Genomic DNA, 19,342 nt, shown 5'->3' on the forward strand with positions numbered 1-19,342 from the left:
GTAGTAAAAACAAAAAGTTTTTTAAGTAAAAAACTTGTAAAATTGTTCCTATAAATTATTTTTAGATTACAAAGAGATAAATATGCATTTAAAACAATTTAACTTTCGCATTAAAAAAAGAATATTGGATATCTATAACTTTTTAACACACGAACAAGAAATTTTTTATTTTGCTGCCTCGCTTAGCTTTTATACGATTTTTGCTGTAATTCCTTTTTTATTCATTATCTTTTCTGTTATCTCAAATTTCCCAAGTTTTCAAAATATGATGAAAGATTTAAAAGAAGTTATTATTTCAAATCTTATGCCTACAAACATAGATATATTGATACAAATGCTAGATACCTTTATCAATCAAGCTTCAAAAATGGGAATGATAGGATTTGTATATATTGGCATCACTTCATTATTATTTTTTAGAAATTATGAGTTTATCACCTCAAGAATGTTTAATTCTAAGCCTAGAAAATTTTTAGATTCTCTAATGACATATTGGATGATGATCACTTTTTTTCCAGTAATGATTGCTTTAATGTTTTATTTAAATGTTGAAATCAAAACAATCATAGTCAATTATAAATTTGATTTTTTCTTTACAAATCTACTCCCCTTAATTCTTACTTCTTTATTATTTATGATTTTATTTCAAGTTTCTGCAAACAAAACACTCATTAAAAAGATTCTTATAGGCTCTTCTTTTATTTGTGCATGCTTTTGGCATTGTTTTAAATGGATATTTTTCTATTATATTTCTTATAACAAAACCTACCCTAGTTTTTATGGCTCTATATCAATTTTACTAATTTTTATGCTTTGGATATATATGTCTTGGACAATTTTACTTTTTGGAATGAGATTTTGCGAAGGGATTAGTATTTTTGCCAAATCAAAAAAGACACCATCCTAAGATGGTGTCCAAAATATCAATCTTTTTAACTTAACAAAACAAAAAGGAGAGCGACGCACAACCTATGACAAAGAAAGGAGGGGGAGGTAACCTTGTCATACTGTGCGCCGAGCTAGCCAAAAACTGACTAGCTGTAGTAATTCTATCAGAAAAAATATAAATAAAAGTAAATGAGAATCACGATATTTAATAATCAAATGCTTAAAAAAATATAAAAATATGCTATAATCATTAACCAAATTAAGTTTAGTATAAGGTATAAAAATGCGTATTTTATTTATCGATGAAGAAATGAATGTTGGAAAAACACTTGCATCTTTTTTTACAAAAAAGGATTATAGAGCTGATGTTGCAGGAAATCTAAAAGATGGTCATTACTATATTGGCATAAGAAATTATGATGTCATTCTATTAAGCTTTCATTTCAATGAGGAATTTGAAGAAATAATACGTATTATTAGAGATAAAGCACCAAAGACAATCATTATAGCAACCAATCAGAAAACAACAAAATCTGATTCAGAAATCTTATCTTTTAAATTAGGAGCTGATGATTATATTTCAAAACCAATTGATCCTCAAGCATTGCTTGCTAGAATTGAGGCAAGATTAAGATTTTCTACTTCTGGCATTATTGAAATTGATGATTTGATAATCAATCCTGATGAGGAAAGAGTTTTATACAAAGGTAAAGAAGTTGAAGTTAAAGGAAAGCCATTTGAGGTTTTAACACATCTTGCAAGACATAGGGATCAGATTGTTTCAAAAGAGCAATTACTAGATGCCATTTGGGAAGAGCCAGAACTTGTTACTCCAAATGTTATTGAAGTTGCCATCAATCAAATTAGACAAAGACTTGATAAACCTTTAGATATATCCACTGTAGAAACCGTAAGAAGAAGAGGTTATAGATTTTGCTATCCTAAAACAAAGCAGTTTTAAAAACTGCTTTGTTTTCAAATTTTCTCACAAGCCTTTTTAAATCGCTCAAACCCCTCTTGTATTTCTTCTTTTTGTATTATGATAGGAGGCAAAAACCTTATCACATTCTTTCCTGATTTAAGCACCACTACTCTCTCTTTTAAGCTATTCTCTAAGATCTTTTCAAAAATTTCTTGATTATGCGCTTGTAATCCAAGCATTAGCCCCATACCAGTAGATTGACTAAAAAGATGAGGGAAAGTCTTTAGCAACTCGCTAATTTTTGATTGAAAAACATCAATCCTAGAATCAATAAGCTTGTTATCATATTCTTTTTCTAAAATATCAAGCACGCTTAATCCGGCTTGCATTGATAAAAAATTCCCCCCAAAAGTACTCCCATGATCTCCTGATGTAAAAATATTTTTAAGAGTTGTAATAGTAGCACCTATGGGAATCCCACCTCCAAGACCCTTTGCCAAAGTAATAATATCTGGCTTAATACCATAAGATTGACTAGCCAAAAAACTACCACTTCTATAAACACCACTTTGCACTTCATCTACTATAAGCAATAAACCCTTTTGCTTAAGCAGTGAGGATAATTGCTGAATTTGTTTTTTATCAAAAGCACAAACCCCACCCTCCCCTTGTATCAACTCCAACATCACTGCACAAGTTTTATCACCAATAAGTTCAAACACATGCTCAAGATTCTTTGCAACCACAAAGCCCTCAGGAAATGGCCCAAAATGCTGATGAAATTTTTCTTGCCCTGTGGCCTTAAGTGTAGCTATGGTTCTGCCATGAAAACTAGAATCCAATGTAATAATCTCATATCTATTTTGAGATTCTCCAAATTTTCTTGCAATTTTTATAGCACACTCATTTGCTTCTGCACCAGAATTGCTAAAAAAGACGCGTGCATCTAGCCCGCTTAACTCAACAATCCTTTTTGCTAGCTTAATTTGCAAATCATTACCAAAGATATTTGAGATATGTATTATTTTATGGAGTTGTTCTGTAAGATTTTGAATTAAAAATGAATTACAATGCCCAACACTACAAACGCCAATACCACTACCAAAATCAATATAATCTTGATTATCTTTTGTCCATAAAATAGACCCCAAGGCTCTTTCAAAATAAATATGTTTTTTAGCGTAGGTATGAAGTAAATATTCTTGATCTTGCATAATAAGATTATGTGTATCCATAGAAACCAACCTTGATTTTTTGACTATTTTACATTAAATCATAGTAAAAAGTAAGGCTTTTTGGTATATTTTTCAATAAAAACAAGGAAGTAAAATGTTAATAGAATCTAAAGCTTTTGGCCCCTATGAAACAAATTGCTACATCATCCATCAGGATAACAAACAATGGATTATTGATCCTGGTATGGGTGCTTTTGATTGGGTAGTGCAAAAATGTTGCAATCCTCAAGCAATATTACTTACACATGGACATTTTGATCATATTTTTGATGTAGCAATTCTCAAAAAACATTTTCCACAACTTCAAATTTTTTGCCCAAGAGAAGATGCTTTTATGCTAAAAGATGATTGCTTTGATACGGGAATAACCCCTTGCATACCTGATATAGAAATATCTGGAAATAAATCTTTTGTGAAATTAGATGTCTCTAGCTTAGAAATCATATACCATCATTTTCCAGGCCATACACCAGGATGTTCCATCATTGAATTAGATGAATGTATTTTTAGTGGTGATTTTATTTTTAGAAGGAGTATTGGTCGCTTTGACTTCCCCTATTCCAATGCTTTAGATATGAAAGAATCTTTAGAAAGATTTAGAGCATTAAAAAGAGATAAGGATAAGATTATCTATTCAGGACATGGAGAGCATACTTCCTTATTTGCAGAGCAAGAAAATGTAAGATTTTGGATTCAAAGAATGTGATTTTACATAAATTTTACACAAACAATATTTATTACTTACAATCAAAAAATATAGTTTTTATTGTAAATTTCAAAAATATTAGGAAGGATTTATGAAAAATTTTAGAGTTTTTTTGGTGTGGGTTTTAGCTTTTCATTTTATTTATGGTGCAAATATTGATGTTATATCAAGAGAAGAAGGTTCAGGAACTCGTGGTGCATTTGTAGAATTATTTGATATTCAAAAGGTTAATAAAAAAGGTAAGAAAATTGATCATACAACACAAAGAGCTGAGATTACCAATTCTACTTCTGTTGTCTTAAGCACTGTATCTGGCAATAAAAATGCAATTGGCTATATTTCTTTGGGTTCTTTGAGTGATAAGGTAAAGCCGTTGCAAATCAATGGAGCTATGCCAAATGCTCATAATATTAAAGAAAAACTCTATCCAATCGCACGCCCATTTAATATAGTAACCAATGGAAAAACAAGTGCCATAGTCCAAGATTTTATGAATTTTATATTAAGCAAAGAAGGACAAGCAATAGTAGATAAAAAAGGATACATCAGTCTTGATAGCGCTACAAATTTTAAGAGCAATCAAGCAAGTGGAAAGATAACTATCTCTGGCTCATCTTCTGTAACCCCTGTGATGGAAGCCCTAAAAGAAGCATACATAAATTTAAATCCTAGGGCAAATATACAACTTCAACAAAGCGATTCTACAATTGGTGTTTCTTCTGTTATACAAGGTATTAGTGACATTGGTATGGTTTCAAGAGATCTTAAGCAAAGTGAAAAAGATAAAGGAATTGTTGCAGAAGTAATTGCAATGGATGGAATTGTTGTGATTATAAACAAACAAAATCCCATTGAAAATCTTAGTAAAGAACAAGTAAGAAAGATTTATCTAGGAAATATTAAAAATTGGGAAGATTTACACTAAGAGCAAATCAGGAGGCATTGATGCAAGAACTCAAAGAAAAAATTGCATATATTGTTTTTTTATCATCGGCTTGCGTGTGTATCTTATGTGTTGGGCTGATTTGCTTTTTTCTTTTTAGCAATGGTATTCCAGCAATAAAACAAATCGGTTTTTCTGACTTTTTGCTTGGAGATATTTGGAAACCTCTAGATGAAGAGTTTGGTATTTTTCCAATGATTATTGGGAGTATTTATGTTACAGCTGGTGCTATCATTTTTGGAGTTCCAATAGGAGTTCTAAGCGCAGTTTTTCTTACTCATTTTTGTAGTGACAAAATAGCAAAAATCCTCAATCCTGCTATAAACCTACTAGCAGGTATTCCCTCTATTGTTTATGGTTTTTTTGGTCTAGTAGTTTTTGTACCATTAATACAAAATATTTTTGGCACAAGTGGTAAAGGGGTTTTATGTGCCTCATTATTGCTTGGAATAATGATTCTACCTACAATTATTAGCATAAGCAAGGCTGCGATTGAGGCTGTGCCAAAAAATTACTACGAAGGTGCCTTAGCCTTAGGAGCTAGTCATGAAAGAAGTGTTTTTTTTATACTGCTTCCGGCAGCAAAATCTGGAATCTTAACAAGTATAATCTTAGGTATTGGTAGGGCTATTGGAGAAACTATGGCAGTAATTATGATAGCTGGGAATCAAGCCATTATCCCCCAAAGCATCCTAGATGGTGTTAGAACTCTCACAGCAAATATTGTTTTAGAAATGGGATATGCCACAGACCTACACAGAGAGGCTTTGCTTGGAACAGCAGTAGTATTATTTGTTTTTATCCTGATTATCAATCTCTTATTTTCTCTTATAAATAAGGGGGTAAAATGATGCAAAGCGATAAAATATCTCTATTCTTACGCATACTAGTTTATATTGCTATTAGTGTGGTGGTATGTATTTTTTTACTTTTAGTGGGGTATATTTTAATTAAAGGGATTCCTTTTTTAAATTTAGATTCTTTTGCTTGGGAATATAACTCCAAAAATGTATCAATGATGCCTGCGATTATCAATACAATCTTAATTGTTTTTTCAAGCTTGATTATCGCAGTTCCCATAGGAATATTTGGTGCTATCTATCTTGTAGAATATGCAAAAAAAAGCAATAAACTCATTAGTTTTATTGAGCTAATGAGTGAGACACTTTCAGGTATCCCCTCGATTGTTTTTGGCTTATTTGGATATTTGATTTTTGTTGTTTTTTTAGGTTTTGGTTATTCTTTTTTAAGTGGCACCTTAACCCTTTCAATTATGATTTTACCCTTGATTATCAAAACTACTCAAGAAGCATTAAAATCAGTTCCACTATCTTACAGGGAAGGAAGCTTAGCATTAGGAGCTGGAAAGCTAAGAACTATATTTTCCATCATCTTACCCTCTGCAACTTCAGGTATCTTAAGTGGTATTATTTTGAGTATTGGGCGTATAGTTGGAGAGAGTGCAGCTTTGATTTATACAGCAGGAACTTTGGCTCAAGTTTTTCAAGGCTTTTTTGATTCTGGAAGAAGTTTAAGTGTGCATATGTATGCCCTATTATCTGAAGGGCTTTATATGAATGAGGCCTATGGGGCTGCTTGCGTTTTATTGTGCGTGGTAATTTTGTTAAATCTGACATCTTACCTTGTTGTTAAGTATTTTTCAAAGGAGAGATAATGACAAAAATTGAAATTACAAAATTTAATTTGTTTTACGAAAATTTTCAAGCACTCAAGCAAATAAATTTAAATATTTTTGAAAAAGAAATCACTGCTTTTATTGGTCCTAGTGGCTGTGGTAAATCAACTTTATTAAAATCCCTTAATCGTATGAATGATTTGGTTGAAGGGTGCAAAATTGACGGAAAGGTTTTATTAGATGGTATTGATATTTATCAAGATATCAATATCAATCTTTTAAGAAAAAAGGTTGGAATGGTTTTTCAAAAACCAAACCCCTTTCCAATGAGCATCTATGATAATATAGCTTTTGGTCCAAAGACACACGGAATCACAAATAAAATCCAATTAAATGAAATTGTTGAAGATTCTCTAAAAAAAGCTGCTATATGGGATGATGTGAAAGATAGATTACATAAAAGTGCCTTAGGATTATCCGGGGGCCAGCAACAAAGATTGTGCATTGCAAGGGCATTGGCTATTGCACCAGAGGTTTTATTGATGGATGAACCAACAAGTGCGCTAGATCCAATCTCAACAATGAAAATAGAAGATTTGATTTTAGAGCTTAAAAATCAATACACCATTGTAATAGTGACACACAATATGCAACAAGCAGCCAGAGTATCTGATAAGACAGCTTTCTTTTTGCTAGGAGAGCTCATAGAATTTGCTCCAACAAAACAGATTTTCTCAATGCCAAAAGAGAAAAAAACCGAAGATTATATTACAGGGAGATTTGGATAATGAGAACTTTTTTTAATACACAAATGGAAGTTTTAAATTCTGAGCTTATCAAAATGGGTAGCCTATGCGAAGAAATGATAGAATTATCCATCAAAGCACTCCAAGAACATCAAGATTTTTACAAAGAAATATTAAAACTTGAAACTCAGCTTGATAGACAAGAGAGAAATATACAAGATTTATGTATGCAAATCTTATTGCAACAACAACCTGTAGCTGGAGACTTAAGAAAAGTCTATTCTGCATTAAAAATCATCTCAGATATGGAGAGAATAGGAGATATGGCTCTTGATATTGCAAAAATCATAAAAGAATCTCCTTTAGAATATCAAGAAAGATTAGAAAATATGGCAAGTGCTACTGTTGAGATGGTGCATTTAAGTATTGATTGTTTTATCAAACAAGATTTAAGCATTGCTCATAGTGTCACACAAAAAGATGATGTTGTAGATAAGCTTTTTTATCAAATCAAGCAAGATGTGATTGCTGGATTGTCTAAAAACTCCCAAGAAAGCGAAGTTTTTATCAATTATCTAATGATTGCAAAATATTTTGAAAAAATTGCCGATCACTCCACTAATATTGCTGAGTGGGTTGAATATTCTATTACTGGAAATTATGTAGGTGAAGAAGAATGATTTATATCTTAGAAGATGATGAAAATATCAGAGAGCTTATTGTTTATTCTTTGCAAACGCAAAATTTTTCTTCCAAAGCCTTTGGATTAGCTCAAGATTTTTTTTGCACACTAAAAAAAGAACTTCCAAGCCTCATTATCCTAGATATTATGTTACCAGATCAAGATGGTTTGAGTGTCTTAAAACATCTGAAAGATAAAGCAAATACCAAACATATCCCTATAATTTTACTTACTGCAAAAGATAGTGAGTTTGATAAAGTTAAGGGGCTAGATATGGGAGCAGATGATTATATCGCTAAGCCCTTTGGTGTTGTGGAATTGGTTGCAAGAATCAAGGCTGTTTTAAGAAGGGTGCAAAATCAAACAAAAGAAGTGTTTAGAATACAAGGTTTTTATCTAAATCATAAAGAACACATCATTCGTATTGATAATAAAAACATAGATTTAACACTAAAGGAATATAAGTTATTATTTTTACTACTCAATCATCCAAATATTGTTTTTACAAGAGAACAGATTGGCATTGAAGTTTGGGGCGATGATTTTGTAAGTATTGGAAGAAGTATTGATATGCATATCAAGACACTGCGTCAAAAACTAGGAGAGTATGGAAAAATGATTACCACTATTAGGGGTATTGGATATAAACTAGAATTGCAAAGTTTTGAAAAATGACAAAAAAGATTTTTTGGGCTATTTTTGGATCTTCACTTCTTGTTTTATCTTTGAGTATTTTTCTTCTTAGCATTTTTATTGAAAATGAAATAGAAAAAAGAAACTATAATGCAATGCATAAAGAAGCTTTGTTTTTAAGTGAGTATCTAAATAATCAAACTTTTGATGCACTCAATAATATTTTTTCTACCAATCGCATTAGCATCATCACCCCTGATGGCAAAGTAATATTTGATAATTTTTTATCTAATAAAATCTTAGATAATCACAAAAACCGCCAAGAAGTGCAAGAAGGGTTGCAAAATGGCATAGGATTTTCAAAAAGATATTCCAATAATCTCAAAGCAAAAACAATCTACCTCACTCTAAAATTAAAAGATGGCAATATCTTGAGAGTTTCCAATCATCAAGATTTATTTTTTGGAGTTATTTTTGACAATTTCTTATTTCTTTTTATCTTTATTATTTTAGTTTTTATTTGCAGTATCTTACTAGCTTTTTATTTGACAAGGCTAATCATCAAGCCTCTAGATTCTTTTGATTTTACAAACCCTTATAGTTCAAATATTTATGATGAATTTTTGCCTTTTATTTCAAAAATCACCCAGCAAGAAAACTTGATACATCGCCAAATACTAGAACTCAAACAAAAACAAGAGGAATTTGATACTATCACGCAAAATATGCAAGAAGCATTATTGGTAGTTGATAGTCAATACAAAATCCTATCTTTAAATAAAAGTGCAAATCGTTTGTTTGGACTTGTAAATGTAGGTGATAGTATCTTTGGAATCAGTCGCAAAAAAGAATTAAAAGAAGTCATTACCCTAGCTTTAAGTGGTAATAATAGCGAAAAAATCTTTGAAAGAAATCATCGTTATTATCAGGTTTTTGCAAGCAGTGTCTATCAAAATCAAAAAATCATAGGTGCAATCATCTTGATACTAGACATCACAGAATCCAAAGAGAGGGAGAATCTCAGAAGAGAATTTAGTGCAAATGTATCACACGAACTAAAAACACCCTTAACCTCCATTTCTGGCTATGCAGAATTGATAAAAAACAATCTTGTGCCTCAAAAAGACATCATAAGTTTTGGAGAAAAAATCTATCAACAAGCCCAAAGATTACTTGATTTAATCAATGATATTATGAAAATTGCAAAGCTAGATGAAGGGGCATTGCCCTATGAAAAAGAAGAATTTGAACTTTATGAAAGCACAAAGCATATTTTAAATCACCTTGATACAAAAAACTTAGAGATAACGATAGAAGGAAAATGTAAAATCTTTGGTATTAAAAATCTTATCGAAGATATGATTTTTAATCTCTGTGATAATGCCATCAAATACAACAAAACAAATGGCAAGATAAAAATCAAACTTAAAGGCAATAGCAATAAAGGCTCTTTTAGTATCCAAGATACAGGGATTGGAATTAGCATAGAGAATCAACAAAGAGTATTTGAGCGATTCTTTAGAGAAGATAAGAGTCATTCTAGCAATATCTCTGGGACCGGTCTAGGACTATCTATCATCAAACATATTGCTAATCTACACTCTTTTAAAATCAATCTAGAAAGCAAACAAGACATTGGCACAAAAATTGAAATTTATTGGGATTATGATAACATAATCCACTAGCCTAATGCCACCTCTTTATTTTCTTTTTCTTTAATATTTGTATTTATCTTGTCATACCACATATCAAACATCTTGCGTGTGATACGCTCTTTGAATTCTTTGTTGTCATTGAATTGTTGATAGAGGAAAAAGTGTGTATCAAGAACATTTTGCATACTCTCAGACAACACTTTCTCAAACACAATTTGAGCGTTTTGTTTGTCAGAATTTTGAGCGTTTTTGAGAAGTTGTTGATTGGCTTCAACCTGCTCTTGGACATAGATAAGTCCTTTGGTTAGTTTATCCTCCTCTCCCCAGTCTTCCACTCCGTGCTTTTCATTGAACTCTCTGATGATTTCCATAAGCCCCTCTAACTCTGCCTCAGGCATTCTGCTAGTGCCATCAGCTTGTGAAGGCTTAAGCTCTCCCTCACCCTCAAGAGTGATATCTAGCGTTTTATCTAGCTGGACTCGATAGCTCTCAAAATCCACACTATCCAATATCCCCTTAGCCAAATCTTCAGCCCTAGGTGGGAGGAGTTTGGCAATGAGTTTTTTAAGCAAAATATAGCTTTTCTCAAGCTCTACATCTTCAAATGGCAAGATTTGAGCTAGGAAAGAATAGTCTTTGAGATAAGTTTTTGCCTTGTTGTAAAACTCCAATCTAATATCATCGCTCCCTAAAGCCTCATATCTAGCCACCATTACATCAAGCTTTGCGTGGATAGCATTCTCCCTCTCTCTTCTTAGAATCATCTCTGCAAACTCATCAACCTCTTCTTGATAAAAAACCTCATACTCAAATAAATTGCTTTTGAGATCAAAAATTTTATTAATATCTGTGGGTTCTTTTAGAAAGGTTTGCTCATAGAAAGTGCTAAAAGATTCTCCAATCTCCTCGTGAGTATTTGCAAAATCAAGCACGCAGGTATCTTCTTTGTTTTTGCAAGTGCGATTTAGCCTTGAGAGGGTTTGCACTGCACTCACCCCACTGAGTTTCTTATCCACATACATCGTATGCAAGAGTGGTTGGTCAAAGCCTGTTTGATACTTCTCAGCTACAATGAGAAAGCGGTATTCATCTTTGTAGAATTCCTCTTTTAGCCTTACTTCACTAATCCCATTTAGCCCACTCTCACTATAGCTCTCTCCATCAATCACCACTTCTCCTGAAAATGCCACCAAAACACCATAAGAGGGGAATTTGCTCTTAAGATATTCCCTGAAGGCAAAGAAGTATTTCACAGCATTTTCCCTAGAGCTGGTTACTACCATTGCCTTAGCTTTACCACAGATTTTCTTGTGGATATTGGCATAGAAGTGATCGATCATTATCTCTGCTTTTTTAGCAATAGCATTTGCATCACTCTCTACATATCGCTTGATTTTGGCATTGGCTTTTTTCTTGTCAAACATAGGGTTATCTTCAACACTTGAGGCGATTTTGTAGTAGCTATTGTAAGTGGTGTATCCCCTCAGCACATCGTGGATAAATCCTTCTTCTATGGCTTGTTTCATTGAGTAGAGATGAAAGGGGATAAACTTTTGCACCCCATCTATCTCATAAAGTGTGCCAAACATCTCCAAAGTCTTGGGCTTAGGTGTAGCGGTAAATGCAAAATAAGAAGCGTTTGGTTGGAGCTTTTTGTTTTTGATGATTTCAATCAGTTCATCTTCTATGCTTCCCTCTCTATCTCTGATTACCTCTCCTAGCTTTTGAGCTGAAGTGCCACTTTGACTTGAGTGAGCTTCATCGATAATGATTGCAAATCTTTTGGCTTTGACTTCTTTTATCTCATCAAGAACATAAGGGAATTTTTGGATAGTGGAGATGATGATTTTCTTACCTTCTTCTAGGGATTTTTTCAAATGCTTGCTCCCCTCTGTGATAGCCTCTACGATACCTTTGGTGTGGGAGAATTTCTTGATATTTTCTCGGATTTGAGAATCAAGCACTCTTCTATCAGTTACTACTATCACGCTATCAAAGACAAGCTCTAGTTCTCCATCTTCTCTCACTCTATGCAATCCCACAAGAGCGTGAGAGAGCCAAGAGATTGAGTTGCTTTTGCCACTTCCTGCACTATGCTGGATAAGATAGCGTCCTCCCACTCCCCTCTCTCTGACATCCTCAAGAAGCTTTTCCACCACATCAAACTGATGATATCTTGGGAAAATGATTTTGCCATCTACTTCCTGCACGAAATCTAGCACTAAGGGAATCAAAATATCTTTAGAGAAGATTCTCTCCCATAGATAGGCTGTCTTTATCCCTTCACTTGGGGGATTCCCTGCCCCACTTTTGCACCCTATGGCTCCACTGCCATTGTTTAGCCCACGATTGAAGGGGAGAAAGAAAGTTTTTGCCCCTTGAAGCTTGGTAGTCATATATACCAAGTCACTATCAAGTGCAAAATGCACGATACAACGCTCAAAAAGTGGCTCTCTAGGATCTCTGTCTCTCTTATACTGCTCTATGGCGTGATAGACATTTTGTCCTGTAAAAGGGTTTTTTAGCTCGATTGTGATAATGGGGATTCCATTGAGGAAAAGCACCATATCTAGGGAGTTGTTGTTCTTTGAGCTATAGTGGAGCTGACGGATGAGAGAGAGGGTATTGCAAGAGTAGTTCTCTAGAGCTGTGGGATTAGAATCTGTGGAGGGTTTGGGATAAGCAAGAGTGAATTTCACTCCACTGACTTCTAGAGGGGATTGAAAGGCTTTGAGGATACCTCTATCTCTGATAGTAGAAACCACTCGCTTAAGCAAGGCTCCTTGCCAATCCTTAACCCCACGCTTTGAAAGCTCTTCAATTGCCTTGCTCTGAGTGGAGTGGATAAACTCATAGAGCATTTTGCTATCAAGACATAGGGCTTTGTCATAGTCGCTATCCTCTCGCTTGACATAGGAGTGGGAGAGCAAATACTCCTCAATAAAGGCTTCTAAGTCTTTTTCTTTGTAGTTAGTCATTGTTTGCTCTCCAAATTTTTACACTTTTATAATCATATAATTTTACTTCCTTTGGACATTTTGCTTTCTTTGCCCTTTCAATAAAATCCGACAATTCTTGCATTCCTTTTTCTAAACTAGACACACCAAAATAAATTGTTTTTATTTGATTTTCCAAGATGGCATCTTGTATATGTGTGTCGTTTGATTTCAATATAGTTCCAAAAACAATCAAATCTCCTTTTTTTATACTTGATAAACTTTTGTAACAGTGATTTAAATATGCATTATGAAGGATTTTTGTCTTTTTCTGCTCTGAAGTCCCCTCTGAAACAAAGATTGGATATCTGTTATTTTCAAGTTCTATCCTAGTTTGCTCTTTTAAGCATATGCCCGTTCTTGAGAAGGTCTTTTTTATTATCTTATCCCCATCATCAAAAATATGCAAGGCTCCATGTAGATACAAACAAGTATTGCTATGTGAATTATTATTAAATTCTACATAACCCTCGTTGTTGTCAATCCCACCTGAAAAGCCATCAACAAAAGCTTTTTTGTGCCCCGTATCTTTATCTCTGTCTTCTATTTTTTCTCTCAATTTTTCTGTAGTCCAATACAACAACAAATCATAATTAAGCGAATAAATCCTCTCATAATCTTTTATAAAATCCACTGTTGGACCAAAATCATCACATGAAATATCCGTAACCTTTTCTGGGTGATTATTTGTAATAATCTCAACCAAAAAATTCTTTAAACTTTTAGAATCGTTTAATAATTGACTGCACAACGACTCATCTTGTGCATAGATTTGAACCACCTTTGAGGCGTTTTCCAAAATCTTAATAACTTCCTCAAAATCGCTTGTTTTATTGTTTTTAAATATCTGATAAATCTTTGAATCTTCTTCAATAATTTTTTTATCTACAGCATTTTGCAACAGGCTAGTAAAAGAAAAACGATTCTTGTTATAAGCCATACTAAAACCATTCCCTACAAGCAGGGTTCTATTCTCTGAGGTCATTTTCAATACCTGATCGTATGTCAAAAGAGTATCACTCATTACTTCTCCTTGCCTAATCTATCCCCACCCTTCCGCATACGGCTTCGGAGATGAGGGTGGATTTGTATTCTTTGATGAGATTGATTTGGGATTTGATTTTTGAGATTGCTAAATCTATTTTTGCTATCTGCGTATCCAAATATTCTGCAATAGCTTTTTGCTCTTCAAGGGGTGGGAGAGGGATTTTTAATTCATTATATTTATCCGCACCAATATTTTCAATTGTAGCCTTATTCAAGATAATGTCTCTCCATTGTAAGTATGAATAAGATTTTGTGTAATAAAAAACAAAATCAGAACTTGCAATCCTAAAATTTAAAGAAGCTTTTATCAAATAACCTGCATAACAGGCAAGTCCTTGATAGTCTTTAAACTGAAAGGTTTTTCCTACCGTTGCCCCACTTCTAGCAAACAAAATATCACCCTCTGATAAAAGAAAGTTTTCTGCTATTTCTGGAGGTAAAGATTTGAAAGTTTCGTCTTTAAGCATTCCATTTTGGTCAAAATCCGTAATGCGTATATATCTTGGATAAGTCCTCTCTGTTAGCTCTGCTGTCTCATTTGCACCATATGATAGATTTTCTTTAATTAAGTACTTAAGTTTTCTTACTTCCCAATGTGTGGGGATTTTTCCAAGCCACTCTACTCCACTATCTTTGAGAGAGGTTGAAGAATCAAGCCCTTGGGTAACGCACTGATTGATGAGGGTTTGCTTTTTCTCTTCTAGGAGGGTGATGAGCTTTTGCTTTTTGGTGATAAAGTCTTCAATTTGCTGAGTTTTTTTATCAAGAAAATCTGCGATTGCTTTTTGTTCTTGAAGGGGTGGAAACATAATTTTAATATCAAGCAATTCATCACAACCTAGCGTTGATCGAACTCCTGTTCCCAAAAAATTAAAAATATGCTTTAAATACAAATCAAAATACTGATAATAAAAATATTTTGAAAATACACCTTGTCTTGGAATTAATCTAATATAAGCTGAACTCATAATGCCTATTTTATGCACATACCCAACACGACTTGTTTTGAGATTGTCCAAATCTATAAGTTTAAAAACCAAGTCATCTTGTTGAAAAATTTGATATGTTCTGAAATCTGCTGGATTCAATCCATCATTTTTTTCAATATCTCTTTCAATTACTCCACTCATAGTTAGAGCCAATCTTTCTTGGCATTGCAACTCAGAATTCAATACTTTCTTATTGAAAAATAAAAAAACTCCACGCACTATACTCCAATGCTTAGGAATCTTCCCTAGCCAAGGGATTCCACTCTCTCTGTAGGCAACGCTCTGTGGTGCTAGACTCATTGTAAAATCTCACTAAGCAAGCTTTGCACTTCACTCTCTAGACTCTCTAGCTCTGCTTTGATTTCTCCCATACTTCGTGGGGGAGTGTAGGTGTAGAAGTATTTGTTGAAAAGGATTTCATAGCCCACACTTGCACTCTCATAATCTATCCAAGAGTTTGGCACATAGGGTTTGACTTCGTTTTGATAGTAGGTGTCTATATCGACTTTGAGAGGGATTTTCTCTGTATTGCTTGTTTTGTCGCTGTCTATGAGGAGGTTAGCTTCAGCTTTGCTGAGTTTTACTCCAAGATAGGAGAGGAAGTGGGCTTTGTCTTTGAAGTCTTGGGGGTGGGATTCTAGATAAGTGAGTTTCTCTAGGAGGGCTTCTTTTTGGGCTAGGGAGTTAAACTTCTCATCTTCTAGCAAGTCTTGAGTGCTTCTGGGTCGCTCTATTGTGATTTTGGTGTAGCCAAAGTCTTCATTGTCTAGCACTAGGGCATCTCCCTCACAAGCATAGTCCAAAAACAGCTTTGTGATTGCATCGATATGTGAGGAGTCCATTTGGTGCTGTTTGTCACCTAGGGATTTTTTCATCTTGGAGTAGTATTTCTCGCTTGTGGCGTTGATGAGCTGGACTTTGCCTTTCTTCTCTTCTTTTTTTCTGTTGGTGATGATCCAAATAAAAGTCGGTATGCCTGTGTTATAGAACATATTGGTAGGTAAGGCGATGATGGCTTCTAGGTAGTCGTTTTCTATGATGTGTTTGCGGATAGCCACTTGTCCGCTGTCTGAGTTGAAAAGGGAGCTTCCATTATGCACGGAGGCGATACGAGAGCCTTGAGGGGTTTGCTTCATCTTGGATACCATATTGAGCAAAAACATCATTTGCCCATCACTTTTGCTTGTGATTCCCACTTGGAATCGTGGGTCAGAGCAAGAGGTTTTGCCTCCTTTTTTCTCCACATTTAAAGCTTTTTGATCTTTTTCCCACGACTTGCCATAGGGAGGGTTGGTGAGCATAAAGTCAAATTGAAGATTGCCTAGCTTGTCCTCACTAAGAGTTGAGCCGTATTTGATATTGTCAGGATTTTCGCCTTTGATAAGCATATCGGCTTTGCAGATAGCGTAAGTTTCAGGGTTTATCTCTTGTCCGTAGAGGAGGATAGAGGCATTTGAGCGGATTAACCCTTGAGGGTCTGTGATGAAGTCTTTGGATTCTGTAAGCATCCCTCCACTACCACAGGCATTGTCATAGATGAGGAATGAACCTTCTTGGATTTGCTCTTTGATGGGGAGGAAGATGAGATGAGTCATTAGCTGGATAATCTCTCTGGGGGTGAAGTGCTCCCCTGCTTCTTCGTTGTTTTCTTCGTTGAATTTCCTTATCAGCTCTTCAAAGACATAGCCCATCCCTAGGTTGCTTAGCCCTTGTTGGAGGATATTGCCTTGAGAATCTAATATAGGGTTGATGGAGAGATTGATTTTTGGAGAGCAAAATCGCTCAATGACTGCAAAGAGGATTTTTGAATCTTCAAGAGTATCAAGCTGATTTTTGAACTTGAATTTTGCGATAATGTCTTGGATATTGGGGCTGAAGCTATCAAGGTAGTTTTCAAAATTGGCTCGAATATTTTTTGGATCATTGCAAAGGGATTGAAGGGTAAAGTTTGAGTAGTTGTAAAAACTCATAGAACTACCTTGAGAGCCCGTGAGAAGAGAATCGACATTTTCTAGCTTGTCTTTGTAGGTTTGATAGGTTTTAATCACTTTTTCTTTGGTTGACTCAAGCATACAATCAAGTCGTCTGATCACTGTCATTGGCAATATCACATCACGATACTTGCCTTTGACATAGACATCACGCAAGAGGTCATCAGCAACGCCCCAAATGAAGTTGATAATGGGTTGGAATTGAGCGGTATCCATCACAAATACTCCAAGAAAAAAATAAAAGAAAAATTTTATAAAATTTTCAAGGATTCTTCAAGAAAAATAGAAAAACAAAAATATAAAATTTTTATTTTCCTAAACTTTGATATAGATAGGTTTTATCTTTTTGTTTTTTTATGGACTAGCTCTACAAGTTTGATTGCATTTTCTCTTGGTAAATCAGGGAGCATACCATGCCCTAGATTGAAAATATGCCCTGCTTTTTTACCCATAATAGAGATGATTTCATCTACCGCCATTTCCATACTATCTTCATTATAAAGCCTGCTAGGTTCTAGATTGCCTTGCAAGACATATTTTTGACCCAAAATGCGTTTTGCAAGCTCCATAGGTGTGCCCCAATCCACTCCAAAAACATCAAACTTACCATCGATAGATTCTAAATATCCCGCAATACCTTTTGGGAATAAAATGACAGGAATCTCTGGAAAATGGGTTTTTAGATAATGTGCGATATCTTTCATATACCCCCAGCTAAATTCAAAGTAAGCCTCTTTTTCCAATGCACTCGCCCAAGAATCAAAAATCATCACAGCATTTGCTCCTGCTTTGATTTGCATACTCAAATATCCCTTTAGCTCATCGGTAATTTGCTTTAGGAGATAGTGCATAGTTTGAGGATTTGCATAAAGCATTTTTTTGCTTTTTGCATAAGTCTTACTCCCCTCACCCTCTATCATATAAGTTGCCAATGTCCAAGGAGAACCACAAAAGCCAATCAAAGCCTTATCTTTTGGAAGACTACCTCTAACTTTAGAAATCGTGTCATAAACATAATCAAGTTTTAGATAGGCATCTTGTTTGAGAGCACACACATCTTGATAATTTTCAATAGTGCGAGAAAATTTTGGCCCTTCACCTGCTAAAAATTCTAGTGGCAATCCCATTTCAAGAGGAACCACTAAAATATCACTAAACAAAATTGCTGCATCAACATTCAAGATATCCACTGGTTGTAAAGTAACCTCTGTAGCCAAATCCACATTATGACAAAGCTCCAAAAAGCTTCCTGCTTTTTTTCTACTTTCTTTATACTCACTTAGATATCTTCCCGCTTGCCTCATCATCCATATCGGAGTATAGGGTGTTTCTTTTCTTTTGCACGCATCAATAAAAATCATTTTTTATCCTTTTTTATAGAGTTATGAATAGCGAAAATCTACATATTCAGAAGGGATGAAAAAATCCTCGCATTTATTTATCAAAATATCATAAAAACCTCCATCATATCCCAATTTAAACATCATATCAATACCTTCTATTTGTTTTTCATTCAAACAAATAGAATCTGCATTAGCATAAAGATTGAGATATGTTTGAAGCTTATCTGAATCTACTCGTATAAGATTTCTTTCTAAAAGCATATTGGATAAATTTTGCTTGCCCTTTAGTGCGACTTTTACAGCCTTTATCAAAGTGTTTTCTATATCTATTGCCTTATTTAGTGGTATCGATCTGCGCAGTGCCATACCTCCCAAAGGTAGCGGAAGCTCACTTTTTGATAAATCAACCCAAATATCCCATATCTCTCGCTCCACCACCAAATCTTGATGATAGGTCAAAATGGATTCATGAATCAAAACTCCAGCATCTACTTCTTTGTTTAACACAGCCTCTTCAATTTCCAAAAAGTTTTTATAAACAATCCTTGCTTCAGGGTATGCAAGCTGAAATAAAAGTGCATTACTCGTATGCTTACCACTCAATGCAACTTTAAAATTTCTTTTTAACTTTGTATCTTTTAATTTAATAAGTTTTGGCCCATAGCCATTTCCAAAACTCACTCCTGTTTTTAGCAAAGCATATTCTTTTCTAATTTTTGGATATAAAGCAAAGGATATTGCACTGACATCAAGTTCTTGTAACAATGCCATAGAGTTTAGAGTTTCTATATCAAGTGCAGTATTGTGAAATTTTAAACCAAGCTCACTTTCAACCCAGCCAAAAACGATTGCATAAAACATAAATAAATCATCAGCATCTGGACTATGCCCTACACTAATCACTATTTTTCCTTATTTGAATTTGTTTCT

17 protein-coding genes are annotated in these 19,342 nt (G+C 34.2%); 10 read left to right on the forward strand and 7 right to left on the reverse strand.

Annotated elements, in window-relative coordinates:
- Positions 1-82: 82 nt before the first annotated feature.
- Both CQA57_RS01500 and hsrA read left to right on the forward strand, forming a co-directional pair.
- Entirely contained in the window at positions 83-907 is an 825-nt protein-coding gene (locus tag CQA57_RS01500) for a YihY family inner membrane protein (RefSeq protein ID WP_115578467.1), read from the forward strand.
- 264 nt (positions 908-1,171) lie between these two features.
- Complete coding sequence (gene hsrA, locus CQA57_RS01505) at positions 1,172-1,849, forward strand: homeostatic response regulator transcription factor HsrA (protein ID WP_115578468.1); 678 nt, start codon at positions 1,172-1,174, stop codon at positions 1,847-1,849.
- 14 nt (positions 1,850-1,863) lie between these two features.
- On the opposite strand, the gene CQA57_RS01510 is transcribed toward hsrA, so the two are convergent.
- The gene (locus CQA57_RS01510) at positions 1,864-3,045 is read right to left on the reverse strand and encodes an acetylornithine transaminase (RefSeq protein WP_115578469.1); all 1,182 of its coding nucleotides are present in this window, start codon (positions 3,043-3,045) and stop codon (positions 1,864-1,866) included.
- 94 nt (positions 3,046-3,139) lie between these two features.
- Here CQA57_RS01510 and CQA57_RS01515 point away from each other — a divergent pair, with 94 nt between their 5' ends.
- The 8 genes from CQA57_RS01515 (at position 3,140) to CQA57_RS01550 (ending at position 10,076) form a co-directional block, all read left to right on the forward strand.
- Positions 3,140-3,751 (forward strand): MBL fold metallo-hydrolase, encoded by a 612-nt coding sequence (locus CQA57_RS01515; protein WP_115578470.1) that lies wholly within the window; start codon positions 3,140-3,142, stop codon positions 3,749-3,751.
- Positions 3,752-3,842: 91 nt separating this feature from the next.
- Positions 3,843-4,676 (forward strand): substrate-binding domain-containing protein, encoded by an 834-nt coding sequence (locus tag CQA57_RS01520; protein ID WP_115578471.1) that lies wholly within the window; start codon positions 3,843-3,845, stop codon positions 4,674-4,676.
- Between the two features lie 20 nt (positions 4,677-4,696).
- On the forward strand, positions 4,697-5,545 hold the full coding sequence (pstC, locus tag CQA57_RS01525; RefSeq protein WP_115578526.1) for a phosphate ABC transporter permease subunit PstC: 849 nt from the start codon (positions 4,697-4,699) through the stop codon (positions 5,543-5,545).
- Positions 5,542-6,369 (forward strand): phosphate ABC transporter permease PstA, encoded by an 828-nt coding sequence (gene pstA, locus CQA57_RS01530; RefSeq protein ID WP_245941827.1) that lies wholly within the window; start codon positions 5,542-5,544, stop codon positions 6,367-6,369. Before pstC ends, pstA begins: the two co-directional genes overlap by 4 nt.
- On the forward strand, positions 6,369-7,118 hold the full coding sequence (gene pstB, locus CQA57_RS01535) for a phosphate ABC transporter ATP-binding protein PstB (RefSeq protein WP_115578472.1): 750 nt from the start codon (positions 6,369-6,371) through the stop codon (positions 7,116-7,118). Before pstA ends, pstB begins: the two co-directional genes overlap by 1 nt.
- Complete coding sequence (gene phoU, locus CQA57_RS01540) at positions 7,118-7,756, forward strand: phosphate signaling complex protein PhoU (RefSeq protein ID WP_115578473.1); 639 nt, start codon at positions 7,118-7,120, stop codon at positions 7,754-7,756. The genes pstB and phoU overlap by 1 nt, the downstream gene beginning before the upstream one ends.
- The gene (locus CQA57_RS01545) at positions 7,753-8,433 is read left to right on the forward strand and encodes a response regulator transcription factor (RefSeq protein ID WP_115578474.1); all 681 of its coding nucleotides are present in this window, start codon (positions 7,753-7,755) and stop codon (positions 8,431-8,433) included. Before phoU ends, CQA57_RS01545 begins: the two co-directional genes overlap by 4 nt.
- Positions 8,430-10,076: a sensor histidine kinase gene (locus CQA57_RS01550; protein WP_115578475.1), complete on the forward strand. Its 1,647-nt coding sequence runs from the start codon at positions 8,430-8,432 to the stop codon at positions 10,074-10,076. Before CQA57_RS01545 ends, CQA57_RS01550 begins: the two co-directional genes overlap by 4 nt.
- Here CQA57_RS01550 and CQA57_RS01555 read toward each other — a convergent pair.
- The 6 genes from CQA57_RS01555 to CQA57_RS01580 all read right to left on the reverse strand — a co-directional run bounded on the left by CQA57_RS01555 (position 10,073) and on the right by CQA57_RS01580 (position 19,315).
- On the reverse strand, positions 10,073-13,024 hold the full coding sequence (locus tag CQA57_RS01555) for a type I restriction endonuclease subunit R (RefSeq protein WP_115578476.1): 2,952 nt from the start codon (positions 13,022-13,024) through the stop codon (positions 10,073-10,075). The two genes, CQA57_RS01550 and CQA57_RS01555, sit on opposite strands and share 4 nt — an antisense overlap.
- Positions 13,017-14,066 (reverse strand): DUF4917 family protein, encoded by a 1,050-nt coding sequence (locus CQA57_RS01560; RefSeq protein WP_115578477.1) that lies wholly within the window; start codon positions 14,064-14,066, stop codon positions 13,017-13,019. The genes CQA57_RS01555 and CQA57_RS01560 overlap by 8 nt, the downstream gene beginning before the upstream one ends.
- Positions 14,067-14,079: 13 nt before the next feature.
- Complete coding sequence (locus CQA57_RS01565; protein WP_115578478.1) at positions 14,080-15,378, reverse strand: restriction endonuclease subunit S; 1,299 nt, start codon at positions 15,376-15,378, stop codon at positions 14,080-14,082.
- A complete protein-coding gene (locus CQA57_RS01570) occupies positions 15,375-17,285 on the reverse strand; it encodes a type I restriction-modification system subunit M (RefSeq protein WP_115578479.1) in 1,911 nt (636 codons plus the stop codon). The genes CQA57_RS01565 and CQA57_RS01570 overlap by 4 nt, the downstream gene beginning before the upstream one ends.
- Before the next feature lie 122 nt (positions 17,286-17,407).
- Positions 17,408-18,430 (reverse strand): uroporphyrinogen decarboxylase, encoded by a 1,023-nt coding sequence (gene hemE, locus CQA57_RS01575; protein ID WP_115578480.1) that lies wholly within the window; start codon positions 18,428-18,430, stop codon positions 17,408-17,410.
- Between the two features lie 21 nt (positions 18,431-18,451).
- Entirely contained in the window at positions 18,452-19,315 is an 864-nt protein-coding gene (locus tag CQA57_RS01580) for a menaquinone biosynthesis family protein (protein WP_115578481.1), read from the reverse strand.
- Between the last annotated feature and the right edge of the window lie 27 nt (positions 19,316-19,342).

Origin of the sequence: Helicobacter anseris (genome assembly GCF_003364335.1) — a bacterium.
Classification (GTDB): domain Bacteria; phylum Campylobacterota; class Campylobacteria; order Campylobacterales; family Helicobacteraceae; genus Helicobacter_H; species Helicobacter_H anseris.